This is a genomic window from Gelidibacter sp. F63206 (assembly GCF_023015735.1).
In genome coordinates this window covers 20,622-32,767 of the sequence record NZ_JALKAU010000038.1, presented here as the reverse complement: position 1 = coordinate 32,767, position 12,146 = coordinate 20,622, and the positions used below count along the sequence as shown (strand labels likewise).

The 12,146-nt window shown below is 37.9% G+C and carries 13 protein-coding genes; 12 read left to right on the top strand and 1 reads right to left on the bottom strand.

Going from position 1 to position 12,146, the window contains the following annotated elements; translation table 11 throughout:
• The first annotated feature begins 112 nt into the window (after positions 1-112).
• Positions 113-721: a DUF4254 domain-containing protein gene (locus tag MWU32_RS00585; RefSeq protein WP_246936764.1), complete on the top strand. Its 609-nt coding sequence runs from the start codon at positions 113-115 to the stop codon at positions 719-721.
• A gap of 54 nt (positions 722-775) precedes the next feature.
• The gene (locus MWU32_RS00580; RefSeq protein WP_246936762.1) at positions 776-1,807 is read left to right on the top strand and encodes a glycosyltransferase family 9 protein; all 1,032 of its coding nucleotides are present in this window, start codon (positions 776-778) and stop codon (positions 1,805-1,807) included.
• Between the two features lie 185 nt (positions 1,808-1,992).
• Here MWU32_RS00580 and MWU32_RS00575 read toward each other — a convergent pair whose 3' ends face one another.
• Positions 1,993-3,048 (bottom strand): ferredoxin--NADP reductase, encoded by a 1,056-nt coding sequence (locus MWU32_RS00575; RefSeq protein ID WP_246936760.1) that lies wholly within the window; start codon positions 3,046-3,048, stop codon positions 1,993-1,995.
• Positions 3,049-3,229: 181 nt separating this feature from the next.
• On the opposite strand from MWU32_RS00575, the gene MWU32_RS00570 reads away from it, so the two are divergent.
• From MWU32_RS00570 to atpH, 10 genes are all read left to right on the top strand, one after another.
• On the top strand, positions 3,230-4,702 hold the full coding sequence (locus MWU32_RS00570; RefSeq protein WP_246936758.1) for a DUF5687 family protein: 1,473 nt from the start codon (positions 3,230-3,232) through the stop codon (positions 4,700-4,702).
• Between the two features lie 2 nt (positions 4,703-4,704).
• Entirely contained in the window at positions 4,705-5,403 is a 699-nt protein-coding gene (locus MWU32_RS00565; RefSeq protein ID WP_246936756.1) for an ABC transporter ATP-binding protein, read from the top strand.
• 549 nt (positions 5,404-5,952) lie between these two features.
• The gene (locus MWU32_RS00560) at positions 5,953-8,412 is read left to right on the top strand and encodes a tetratricopeptide repeat protein (RefSeq protein ID WP_246936754.1); all 2,460 of its coding nucleotides are present in this window, start codon (positions 5,953-5,955) and stop codon (positions 8,410-8,412) included.
• Positions 8,413-8,424: 12 nt separating this feature from the next.
• A complete protein-coding gene (locus MWU32_RS00555; protein ID WP_246936751.1) occupies positions 8,425-8,868 on the top strand; it encodes a polymer-forming cytoskeletal protein in 444 nt (147 codons plus the stop codon).
• Positions 8,834-9,067 (top strand): AtpZ/AtpI family protein, encoded by a 234-nt coding sequence (locus tag MWU32_RS00550; protein ID WP_246936749.1) that lies wholly within the window; start codon positions 8,834-8,836, stop codon positions 9,065-9,067. Before MWU32_RS00555 ends, MWU32_RS00550 begins: the two co-directional genes overlap by 35 nt.
• A 72-nt stretch (positions 9,068-9,139) precedes the next feature.
• Complete coding sequence (locus MWU32_RS00545) at positions 9,140-9,541, top strand: hypothetical protein (RefSeq protein WP_246936747.1); 402 nt, start codon at positions 9,140-9,142, stop codon at positions 9,539-9,541.
• A gap of 100 nt (positions 9,542-9,641) precedes the next feature.
• Positions 9,642-10,727, top strand: coding sequence for a F0F1 ATP synthase subunit A (gene atpB, locus MWU32_RS00540; protein ID WP_246936745.1), 1,086 nt, complete (start codon positions 9,642-9,644; stop codon positions 10,725-10,727).
• Between the two features lie 19 nt (positions 10,728-10,746).
• On the top strand, positions 10,747-10,953 hold the full coding sequence (gene atpE, locus MWU32_RS00535) for an ATP synthase F0 subunit C (protein WP_027126213.1): 207 nt from the start codon (positions 10,747-10,749) through the stop codon (positions 10,951-10,953).
• A gap of 84 nt (positions 10,954-11,037) precedes the next feature.
• Entirely contained in the window at positions 11,038-11,532 is a 495-nt protein-coding gene (locus MWU32_RS00530; RefSeq protein WP_246936743.1) for a F0F1 ATP synthase subunit B, read from the top strand.
• Between the two features lie 47 nt (positions 11,533-11,579).
• The gene (gene atpH / locus MWU32_RS00525; RefSeq protein WP_246936741.1) at positions 11,580-12,116 is read left to right on the top strand and encodes an ATP synthase F1 subunit delta; all 537 of its coding nucleotides are present in this window, start codon (positions 11,580-11,582) and stop codon (positions 12,114-12,116) included.
• The last annotated feature ends 30 nt before the right edge of the window (positions 12,117-12,146 follow it).

Here is a 12,146-nt window from a genome sequence, read left to right as displayed (position 1 = left end):
TAAAATGGAATTTTTTTCTGTTAAGTTGTGAATATGCATAAGGCGTAAACTCTAATTTGAATGGTAAAGTTAATTAATTAGAAGTATATTTACGTTTTAAAATCATCAGATTATGTTTACAGCAAAAGCCAATGAAATTTTTCAAAAAGTCATCGATACTTACCACATAAAGAATACGGTTGACCAAGTCTTTAAAAATATTTATGACGAAGACAAGAACTTGATAGAACACCTCTTATACAGAAAATGTTGGATTGATACCGTTCAATGGCATTATGAAGACATCATCAGAGATCCAAATATTGATCCTGTGGAAGCCTTGAAACTAAAACGTCAGATTGATGCGTCCAATCAGGACAGAACAGATATGGTTGAATATATTGACAGTTATTTTTTAAGTCTTTATGATGATGTTGAACCGAAACCAAATGCAACTATCAATACCGAAAGTCCTGCATGGGCTATAGACAGGTTATCCATCTTAGCTTTAAAAATTTACCATATGAATGAGGAAGTTGAGCGTCCTGATGCTTCTTCATCACATAAGCTCAACTGTACAACTAAACTTAATGTGCTGTTGGAGCAGCGCAAGGACTTGAGCAAGGCTATTGACGATTTGCTTGCAGACATTAAAAATGGTGACAAATACATGAAAGTGTACAAGCAAATGAAAATGTATAATGATGATGAATTGAATCCTGTGTTGCGGGGACAAAAATAAACTAAACGCAACCTGTCAGGTTTCCAAAAACCTGACAGGTTTATTTTTTGTAAAATGTCTAATTCCAAACCCAAACCCAAACACATCCTCGTCATCCGTCTATCCGCCATGGGAGATGTTGCCATGACCATTCCGGTTTTAAGGGCATTAACAGAACAGTATCCAGGGATCCAATTAACCGTCTTGACCAGGGGCTTCTTTAAACCCTTTTTTCGTGATTTAGAAAATGTATCTGTTTTTGAACCCGATTTAAAAGGAAAACATAGAGGTTTTTTTGGCCTTTTGGAACTTTCTAAAGAATTAAGGATTTTGGGCATTGATGCTGTGGCCGATTTACACAATGTCCTAAGAAGCAATATTCTAAAAATCTTTTTGTTAGATTTGAAGCCCGTTCAAATAGATAAGGGAAGAGCCGAAAAGAAAGCCTTAGTTAATGGAAAGATTTTCGAACAGCTGAAAACCACCCATCAACGTTATTGTGATGTTTTTGAAAAATTGGGATTTCCTATTGAAATTTTAGAACCTTCTTTTCCTGATCGCTCCGAATTGAATTCCAAAACTCTTGAAATTGTAGGAAGGGATACCAAAAACTGGATAGGAATTGCGCCATTTGCAGCACATAAAAGCAAAATGTATCCATTGCAATTGATGGAAGAAGTGATTAAAGAGCTATCAAAAGACTATAAAGTATTGCTGTTTGGAGGTAAAGAAGATGCTGAATACTTGAATTCGCTTCAAGGTGAAAATGTCACGAGTATCGCTGGAAAGCTAAGTCTTGATGAAGAATTGGACGTCATTTCAAATTTGGATATCATGCTTTCTATGGATTCGGGCAATGCGCATATGGCCGCAATGCTGGGCATAAAAGTTGTGACACTTTGGGGTGTCACCCATCCGTATGCAGGTTTTTACCCATTCCATCAGGACGAGAATAATGCGCTTTTAGCTGATCGCACAAAATTCCCTAAAATTCCCACCTCTATTTACGGCAATAAATTTCCTGAAGGATATGAAACTTGCATGGAAACTATCCATCCCAAGGATGTCATAGAGAAGATTGAAAACATCATAAAAAAACCCTACTAGAAAGCAGGGTTATCAGATTTAATTTTTTGCTAATAGATAATCCTTATAATAACAATTAAATCAAGAATAAAAATATAGTATTCTTAATTCTTAACATAATTTTAAGAGAGTTACTTGGTTTTTTTCGATGAAATAATAGTTTTTAAAGATTAACCGTATTATTGCTATTGGCATTAAAAACATGTTTAAATATCGTCATAATCAATTTTGATATGTGGTGTTAATGGATGTGCCTGGCAGGTTAAAATCAAGCCCTCGGCAACTTCACCATCAGTCAAGATGTTATTTTGACGCATTTTCGCTTCACCTTCAATGATACGTGCCAAACAACTACTACAAATACCACCTTGGCATGAATAAGGCGCGTCTAAATCGTTATCAAGAGCGGCCTCGAGGATGGTCTGTTTTTGTGACATTTCAAATGTAGTCGTATCATCGTCCAGAACAATAGAAATTTTGGTCTGTCCATCAGGAAGGGTCACAGTATCCCTTTCTGTAGGTTTTGCAGCTTTAAAAAGCTCAAAAAAGACACGATCTTTCGGTATGTCATGATCAGCAAGGACATCTTTTACAGTATGGATCATCGCTTCAGGGCCACATAGGTAAAAAGCATCAATACTTAAGTCTTTATGTTTGTGCTTCAAGATAAGGTTGACCGTACTTTTTTCGATGCGTCCAAAAATAGAATCATCCTCTTGGGCTTGACTAAAAACGAACTGGATGGCCAAACGATCACTGTATTGACGTTGCAGTTCCAGTAATTCGCTCAAAAACATGGTATCGTCTGTCGTTTTATTGCCATATACCAAAACCACATTACTTAAAACTTCTTCTTCCAGAGCACATTTCACAATACTTAAAATAGGGGTAATGCCGCTTCCTGCTGCAAAGGCTGCAATGTGTTTGGTTTTGGAGTCATTGGGTTCAAAAATAAAATGACCTCTCGGTGGGGCTACTTCCAACTGGTCTCCAACTTTCAACTGCTTATTGACGAATGCAGAAAAAGTGCCATCTTTAACTTCTTTAACCGCAACTTTTAAAACGCCGCTTTTGGGCGATGAGCATAAGGAATAATCACGTCTTATTTCTGTGCCATTAATAGTCGCTTTTATGGTAATATATTGGCCTGCTTTGAATTTGTAAGCTTCTTTTAGGTCTTGAGGTACTTCAAAAGTGATGGTCACCGATTTGGAAGTGACTCTTTCAATATTTTTTATGGATAGGGTGTGAAATTGTGACATATTATAAATTTTCCTCAAAAGTAACGAAAGCTTATAATAAATGCCACCTCTCTAACAAAATAATAAGAGATGTGGAGTGGGTATGCAGGTAGATATTTTTGGATTATTTTTTCTTTTTTTAATTTGTTTGTAACAAATAGTGCTTTAATATTACCAATATTTAAATCGCAACTAAATCAGTATGATTAAATATTTTATTAGTCTCGAGTGGAAATCCTTTATAAGATCAGCTTCTTTTAGGACCAATCTCTTCCTAAAAATAATGATGGTTTTTGGTGCTCTATGGATGATCGCCTCATTTTTACTTTTAGGCTTTGGGGTTTATTTTATCATTGAGGAGCAATTTAAAATGGAACCTTTCCAAGTGGTCAACCAAGCACTGATTTACTATATGGGAATTGACTTGGTGTTCCGGTATTTTCTTCAAAAAATGCCAGTGATGAACATCAAGCCCCTAATGTATCTTCCAATTAAAAGAAAAGCAATTGTCAATTTTGCCATTGGCAAGACTATGATTTCATTTTTCAATATTCTGCATGCGTTCTTCTTTATTCCTTTTTCGATTGTGCTAATTATGGAAGGTTTTCCGGTTTTACAGGTGTTGGCTTGGAGCTTTGCTATTTTAGGTTGGATTTATTGCAATAATTTCATCAATATCTTCGTCAATAATAAAGATATGGTCTTTTACGCAGTAATTGGCTCCATTGTAGCAATGATCGGTCTGCAGTATTACGGCATTTTTGACATCACCCAGTTTACCTACCCTATTTTTAATTCCTTTTACGCAATACCCTATTTGGCTTTTATTCCAGCAGTATTGGCTGTGGTGTTTTATAGGATGGCCTTTACTTTTTTTAAAAACAACTTGTATTTGGACGCTGGACTTTCCATAAAGCATGACATTGCGGAAACTCAGGATTACACGTGGTTGAACCGCTTTGGGAGCATGTCCACGTTCCTTAAAAATGATATTAAATTATTAAGACGCAATAAACGCTCAAAAACAACCTTGCTCATTAGCGTGCTATTTATATTTTATGGATTGCTCTTTTTTACTGGCTCTGTTGAGGCCTATGAAGGTCCTTTCTGGAGAGTCTTTGCCGGGATTTTTATATCTGGCGGGTTCTTATTTACTTTTGGACAATTTGTACCAAGTTGGGACAGTGCCTACTACCCTTTAATGATGAGCCAGAACATTCGCTATAAAGAGTATATCGCTTCAAAATGGTATTTAATGGTTATTGCAACCATTGCTTCAACAATCATTTCTGTTTTTTATCTGTATTGGGGATGGCAAGCTTATGCCGCAGTTGTCGTGGGTGCCATTTACAATATAGGTGTCAATAGCCATTTGGTGCTATGGGGTGGTGCGTATATCAAAACCCCGATAGATCTGACCACAAGTAAAAAAGCTTTTGGAGATAAACAGGCCTTTAATGCGAAGACTTTATTGTTGACCATTCCTAAATTGTTATTGCCAATGGCAATTTATGCCGTTGGACACTTTACACTTGGAGAAGCTTTCGGTTTTGCTTTGGTAGCCATTGCTGGATTGGCCGGATTTTTATTTAAGAACAAAGTATTCAACATTATAGAAAGGGTCTATAAATCGGAAAAATACAAAACATTAGCCGCTTACAAACAAAACAACTAATTATGATAACAGTATCCAATCTATCAAAAACATATAATGCAGGCCCCGTTTTAAGCATTGAAAACCTCGACATTCCAAAAGGTCAGAGCTTTGGACTGGTAGGTAATAATGGCGCAGGGAAAACGACGTTTTTCAGCTTGCTTTTGGATCTGATCCAACCCACCACCGGATTTATTAAAAGCAAGGACATTCAAGTCAACGAAAGTGAAGATTGGAAGCCTTTCACTTCGGCCTATATTGATGAAACCTTTTTAATTGGTTATTTAACTCCTGAAGAATACTTCTATTTTATTGGAGAATTACGCGGTCAAAATAAAGCCGATGTCGATGCATTATTAATTCAGTTTGAAGATTTTTTCCACGGTGAAATATTGAGCCAAAAAAAGTATCTGAGAGATTTGAGTAAGGGCAACCAGAAAAAGGTAGGTATTATAGCCGCCTTGATCGGGAATCCGGAAGTTATCATTCTTGATGAGCCGTTCGCCAATTTAGATCCTACTACCCAAATCCGATTGAAACAGATTATCAAAAATCTTGCAGGACAACAGGGTGTTACAGTGTTGGTATCAAGTCATGACCTTATGCATGTGACGGAAGTGAGTGATCGGATTGTCGTTCTGGAGAAGGGTGAAGTCATTAAAGATTTGGCTACAAGTGCCGCCACGTTGAAAGAATTGGAAGCACATTTTGCGGGGGAATAGCAGGTTATCTTTGGACAAACAAGACCTCACAGGTTTCCACCTGTCCGCCGAAGGAGGAAAACCCCTGAGGTCTTCTCAGCGTCACCTATACACGAAATTGAAAGCTGACCTGCATGGTTGTTTAGGCGGGTGACATCGTGTGAAACAGAACGCAAATGGCGTTGATTATGGTTGATATTGACTGATTTATTTGGCACGAAGAGTAAAATTGGAATTTGCTGCTTTTAGACCTGACAGGTTTTCAAAACCTGTCAGGTCTCAACATAATATTCGGCATTCGCGATTCCGCGGCTCTGCGAGAAATACCTGAGAAGCAACCCAGTAACCCGCATCAAAAACTCCACTAATTTTTCCTCGAATAATTCAAAAAGATGCTTATTTTTACGGCATTGCATAATATTTGCAGCTGTTTTTAGTTATCTTATGAACCAAATACAACCAACGTTGCACAGTTTTTTCAAATCCATAATGGTTCTGTTTTTCGCGGCACTTATAGTCTCAAGCTGCTCGCGCAAGAAGGATACTTTCATTAACAGAAACTTTCATGCAATGGGCACCAAATATAACGTTCTCTACAATGGGAATATGGCCCTTGAAAATGGAAGAGAGGCTGTTGATGATGCCTTTACGGATAACTATTGGGAATTGCTTCCTGTAGAACGTATGGAAACCACAGATGATTTTATGCTCCCGGGCCAGTCCAAAAACTCCGATTTTGAACGCGCCGAAGAGAAAGCTATCAAGGCAGTTCAGACCCATGGTATGAATATCAAGGGGAGAGAACGGAATCCGCAAATTGATGAAGCCTATCTATTGCTTGGAAAAGCACGTTATTTCGACCAACGTTTTATTCCTGCAGTGGAAGCCTTTAATTATATTCTTTACAAATACGCTGCCAGCGATAAAATCAATGAAGCAAAAATTTGGCGTGAAAAGACCAATATGCGTCTTGAAAACAATGAGCTTGCCATCAAAAACTTAAAGCGCCTGATGCGATTGGAAAATTTAGAGGATCAGGATTTAGCTGATGCCACTGCTGCTTTAGCGCAGGCCTACATTAACATTCAAGCAAAGGACAGCGCCTTGACCCAATTGGCAATTGCTGCATCCTATACTAAGAAAAATAAGGAAAAAGCACGTTATAACTATATCAGAGGTCAACTTTACAATGAGTTTGGATATAAAGACAGTGCCAATATGGCTTTTGATAAGGTTATTGATTTGCACAGAAAAGTACCTCGAGCCTATTATATCAATGCACATTTGGCAAAGGCGGCCAACTTTGACCTTGAAACGGGCGACGTTTTGGCATTTCAGGACTATCTGACCGAACTTGAGGAAAACCGTGAAAACAGACCCTTTTTGGACAAAATTTATTACCGCATTGCGGAATTCCATAAACAGGCCGATCGGGATTCGTTGGCAGTGGTATACTACAATAAATCGTTGAGAGCGTCTTCAGGTGATAAGCACTTACGCGCTCTTGACTATGTCACTCTGGGCAATATGAGTTTTGACAAATCAGAATATAAAACGGCTGGCGCTTATTATGACAGTACGCTGACGAATATGGTGATCGACTCCAAACCTTACCGGACTATTAAGCGCAAAAGAGAGAATTTAGAGGATGTTATTTATTATGAAAGTGTAGCTCAAGTAAATGACAGTATCTTGAATTTGGTTAATTTATCTGATGCCGATAGAGTTGCCGTATTCGAAACCTATATCGAGAAATTGAAGGCAGAAGCCGAGCTTTTAAAAGAGCAGGAAGAAATTGCCCAACGAAAGGCCAATGCGGGTATTATTGCAGCCGATAATGTAGCGAACAACAGAGGTGTCGGAAATTTTGCAAGCAGCGCCGCAAATCCACCGGGTGGAGCAAAGTCTACCTTTTATTTTTATAACCCCAATACTGTAGCCTACGGGAAAAATGAATTTCTAAAAATTTGGGGCGACCGATCCCTCCAGGATAATTGGCGACTTTCGAGTACACGAAGCAACGAACTTACCGTTCAAACGAATGATTTAATAGTTGATGCCTCCGATGAAGAGCGTTACGATCCAGAGTTTTATATTTCAAAAATTCCGACCGATCAGAAAGTCATTGACAGTATTATTAAAGAAAGAAATTACGCCTATTATCAATTGGGGGTTATCTATAAGGAAAAGTTTCAGGAATACAGACTTGCAAAAGATAAACTCAAAACCTTAATGGCGAATGAGCCCGAAGATCGGCTTGTCTTGCCTACCAAATACAACTTATACAAACTATACGGACGTTTGGATGAAACCAATGCTGAAGAACAGATGAAGCACGATATCATCACGAATTATCCAGATTCGAGGTATGCCGCCATCCTTTTAAATCCAAAATCGGAAATGTCCAAGGACGAGAACAGTCCGGAAAGTATTTACGAGCGCACCTATGCCAGTTACGAGGCACAAAACTTTCAAGAGGTCATTGATCAGAGTGATAAGTACGTTCTTGAATTTGAAGGTGAACCCATTGTGCCTAAGTTTGAAATTTTAAAAGCCTCAGCGATGGGACGTTTGTACGGATTTGAGGCGTATAAAGAAGGTGTGAATTATATTGCTTTGAATTATCCAAATTCTGAAGAGGGCAAGCGGGCTCAGGAAATCATAAAAAACGTTATCCCTGCTTTATCCGATAAAGAATTTAAAGCAGACTCCATAGGCTCTAAATTTAATGTCTTGTATCAGTTTGATCACTCGAATGCTGAAGATGTGGACGCATTTATAGAGACCTTGAAGGATGAGGTCTCGCAGATTAGGTATTTCGACCTTAGCGTTTCCAAGGATATTTATAATAATAACACTACTTTTGTAGTGGTGCATGGCTTAAAAAGTATTAACGGTGCTAGAGGATTTGCCGATTTACTTAGAGAGCGGAAAGCCAATATCACACGACCTTATATTGCCATTTCATCACCTAACTATGAAATTGTGCAAAGACATAAAAACCTCAAAGACTACCTAGAAAACCAATAAACCAACAGAATTATGTTTACAGAAAAACCAAAAAAAGGAAAAACAACCTCAGAAGCGGTTAACCAACAAAACACCATTGCAAAAGGCACAACCATTACAGGAGATATCATTAGTGATGGCGATTTTAGAATTGAAGGCACCATACAGGGCAACGTTAAAACCCCAGGGAAAGTTGTGATTGGGAGAACGGGCATTATCAACGGTACACTTAAGGGGGCCAATGCAGATATAGAAGGTAAATTTTCAGGCAAGCTTATCCTTTCAGATACTTTGTCGCTCAAAGCCTCAGCCATCGTGGAGGGCGAAGTGGAAGTGAGCAAGTTGGCCGTTGAACCTGGAGCTGCGTTTAATGCTACCTGTCTCATGAAAGGAACCCTCAAGGAACTTGGCAATACTAGCAATCAAAAAGCACCACAACCCAATGTCAAACCAACCGAAAAGGGACAACCCGCTTAATAGCTACGCCAAATATTCAAGTATAGCCATACAAATGTTTGCCATTATCGGAATTGGCAGCTTTATCGGTGTCAAGATTGACGACCATTACGGTAACGAAAATAATCTGTGGACCATTATTTTGTCTTTAACCTCCACTATTGTGGCGGTGGTTTTTGTAATAAGACGTATTATTGCAAATTCAAAAGATGAGAATTAACTTCGATCTGCCCGCAAATTGTGCGGAAGATTGTGGTTATATATAATATCCAATAATTTTTTTCCTTATTTAATGAATCCAACCTTTCTTAAAAGACAAGTTAATTTTTTACTTCTTATCACGGTTATGAGCTTAGTGCTCTATGGCATTCATAGTTATTTGCTGACCTATTTTGGAACAGATCTAAAACTGTTTTTCCCAGTCTGGCAGATTTATGTGTTCCATTTTTCAGTCACAACCTTGCTGTATACAGTGGTAAATTACAAGTTTTCAACCGGTAAAACTGATATTTTCGTACTCTTTATGGGAAGTACATTCGTAAAAATGTTTCTTGCCATTTTATTTCTTTTACCCATTATCCTATCGGATTTTGAGAAGAAACAACCCGACATTTTCAACTTTTTTATCCCCTATTTTATCTACTTGGCCTTCGAGGTTTATTCCATTACAAAATTCCTTCAAAAACCCTCATAACAACCTCGGTTTTAATATTGACAAAAAAGTGTTTGACATTTAACATAATGTACGTACATTTGCACGGAATTTAGAGCAAGGTATTTTTAAGCTATTCATAATGACATTAAACACTTTAAGGTCCGTATTGTTTTTGGTTTTTTCTTTAGCAATTGCCAATTCTGGTTTTGCCGCTCAAGAAAACGATAGTGAAGACAACGGGTTCAATGCCAAGGAAATGATTATGCATCACGTTAAGGATGCCCATGAGTTTCATATTGTAGAATGGAATAATAAGCCCATAAGTATTCCGTTGCCAATCATTCTATACACGGATAACGGTCTGGTGACGTTTATGTCAAGTGAGTTTCACCACGACGATTCAGGGACGCAAATAGTTGAGAAGAACGGCGAGCGCTTTGTGAAATATCACGAAAAAATTTACCAATTGAATGCTGGAGTAGATACCCTTACCTTTGATGAAGAGGACCATCCTACAAATGCGGCATTGCCTTTAGATTTCTCTATTACCCGAAACGTATTTATGATGTGGGTGACCATGCTGTTGTTGTTTGTCATATTTATCTCTTCTGCCCGCAAGTATAAAAAAACAAACAAATTTGTCCCAAGTGGCATTGCTTCCTTTATGGAGCCACTCGTTATTTTTATCAGAGATGAAGTGGCCATTCCGATGATTGGTGAAAACAAATACAGAAGGTTCATGCCGTTTTTGTTGAGCGTGTTTTTCTTTATATGGATCAATAATATCTTCGGATTGATTCCTGTTTTAAACGGCGCCAATGTGAGTGGTAATATTGCCTTTACATTGTCTTTGGCATTGTTCACATTTTTCATTACCATGTTCAGCGGTAACAAAAACTATTGGAAACATATTTTTTGGATGCCTGGAGTTCCAGTGCCGATGAAAATATTCCTAGCGCCTATTGAGATCATAGGGATGTTTGTAAAACCGTTCTCATTGACCATTCGTTTGTTTGCCAACATTACGGCAGGGCATATCATCATCTTATCCTTGATGTCCCTTATCTTTATATTTAAGAGTGTATTTATTGCACCGGTATCTGTAGGGTTTTCATTGTTCATTTTAATCATAGAAATTGTAGTTACTGCAATTCAAGCATATATATTTACCGTGTTGTCAGCCCTCTATATCGGATCGGCAACAGCGGAAGAAGACAATCATTAATTAATTTAAATTTTATATTATGACTATTACAGGAATTGCAGCAATCGGAGCTGGTATCGCAGTTATTGGAGCTGGAATGGGAATTGGAAAAATCGGTGAGTCAGCTATGAACGCTATGGCTCGTCAACCGGAAATCCAAGGAAAACTTCAGACTTCAGCGCTTATCTTAGCAGCTTTCGTAGAGGCAGTAGCACTTTTTGGTGTTGTTGCGTCGTTAATCGTTTAATTAGGATTACAAGATACAGAGGTAACGGTTGGTTGCCTCTGTATTTTAAAATTTAAATTATTAAAACTAAAACCTATTTTATAAATGGATTTAATTACACCAGGGTTAGGACTTGTTTTTTGGTCGATCATCACTTTTTTATTTCTTCTTATCGTGTTAAAAAAGTTTGCATGGAAGCCAATTTTAGGAGCTATTGATGAACGTGAGAATGGCATTAAGAATGCATTGGAAGCCGCTGATAAGGCGCGATTGGAGATGGAAAATCTTAAGGCAGATAACGAACGTATCCTTAACGAAGCACGTGCTGAACGTGAAGCTATGTTGAAAGATGCGCGTGAGATCAAAAATAAGATGGTCAGTGATGCCAAAGAAGAAGCCCAAGAAGAGGCAACTAAAATGATCACTCAAGCTCAAGAAGCTATTGAGAACGAAAAAAGATCGGCTATGGCTGAGCTTAAAAATCACGTGGCAAGCTTATCTATTGAGATTGCTGAAAAAGTGGTACGTGAAGAGCTATCCAACAAAGGCAGACAATTGGAATTGGTCGAGTCTATGTTAGGTGATGCAAAATTGAATTAAGAGATTAAGTATAATTAAATAAGATCCCTGCCTTCGCAGGGAGTAATATGGCACAAACAAGAACAGCAATACGTTATGCAAAAGCAGTTTTAGATCTTGCTAAAGACCAAAACTCGGCAGAGATTGTCAATGCTGATATGAAATCCATTGCTAATGCTGTAGAGGCCAGTACAGAATTAAAAGACATGCTTTTAAGTGCTGTAATACCTGTAGCAACAAAAAAATCGGCGTTATTGGCAATTTTCAAAGACCTAAACAAGTTAAGTTCAGGGTTGATTAATACGTTAATTGAGAATAAGCGTATCGACATTTTATGTGAAGTTGCCCAAAAGTTTACAGAGCTTTATAACGAAAGTCAGGGCAAGCAAGTTGCAAAAGTAACTTCGGCGGTAGCCTTAACTGATGCCCTTAAAGCGAAGGTATTGGCCAAAGTAAAAGAGCTTACGGGCAAAGAAGCTGATATTGTAAATATTGTTGATGAATCCATTTTAGGTGGTTTCATTTTACGCGTTGGAGATATTCAGTACGATGCAAGTATTGCGAACAAATTAAATAAGTTAAAAAGAGAATTTATATTAAACTAAAATAATTCAGAATTCTAAATTCTGAATTCA

What these genes read in the sequence shown, in the direction of transcription:
- MWU32_RS00585 (WP_246936764.1), top strand. Translation starts at nt 113, where the DNA reads ATGTTTACAGCAAAAGCCAATGAAATTTTTCAAAAAGTCATCGATACT.
- MWU32_RS00580 (WP_246936762.1), top strand. Translation starts at nt 776, where the DNA reads ATGTCTAATTCCAAACCCAAACCCAAACACATCCTCGTCATCCGTCTA.
- MWU32_RS00575 (WP_246936760.1), bottom strand. Translation starts at nt 3,048, where the DNA reads ATGTCACAATTTCACACCCTATCCATAAAAAATATTGAAAGAGTCACT.
- MWU32_RS00570 (WP_246936758.1), top strand. Translation starts at nt 3,230, where the DNA reads ATGATTAAATATTTTATTAGTCTCGAGTGGAAATCCTTTATAAGATCA.
- MWU32_RS00565 (WP_246936756.1), top strand. Translation starts at nt 4,705, where the DNA reads ATGATAACAGTATCCAATCTATCAAAAACATATAATGCAGGCCCCGTT.
- MWU32_RS00560 (WP_246936754.1), top strand. Translation starts at nt 5,953, where the DNA reads ATGGGCACCAAATATAACGTTCTCTACAATGGGAATATGGCCCTTGAA.
- MWU32_RS00555 (WP_246936751.1), top strand. Translation starts at nt 8,425, where the DNA reads ATGTTTACAGAAAAACCAAAAAAAGGAAAAACAACCTCAGAAGCGGTT.
- MWU32_RS00550 (WP_246936749.1), top strand. Translation starts at nt 8,834, where the DNA reads ATGTCAAACCAACCGAAAAGGGACAACCCGCTTAATAGCTACGCCAAA.
- MWU32_RS00545 (WP_246936747.1), top strand. Translation starts at nt 9,140, where the DNA reads ATGAATCCAACCTTTCTTAAAAGACAAGTTAATTTTTTACTTCTTATC.
- atpB (WP_246936745.1), top strand. Translation starts at nt 9,642, where the DNA reads ATGACATTAAACACTTTAAGGTCCGTATTGTTTTTGGTTTTTTCTTTA.
- atpE (WP_027126213.1), top strand. Translation starts at nt 10,747, where the DNA reads ATGACTATTACAGGAATTGCAGCAATCGGAGCTGGTATCGCAGTTATT.
- MWU32_RS00530 (WP_246936743.1), top strand. Translation starts at nt 11,038, where the DNA reads ATGGATTTAATTACACCAGGGTTAGGACTTGTTTTTTGGTCGATCATC.
- atpH (WP_246936741.1), top strand. Translation starts at nt 11,580, where the DNA reads ATGGCACAAACAAGAACAGCAATACGTTATGCAAAAGCAGTTTTAGAT.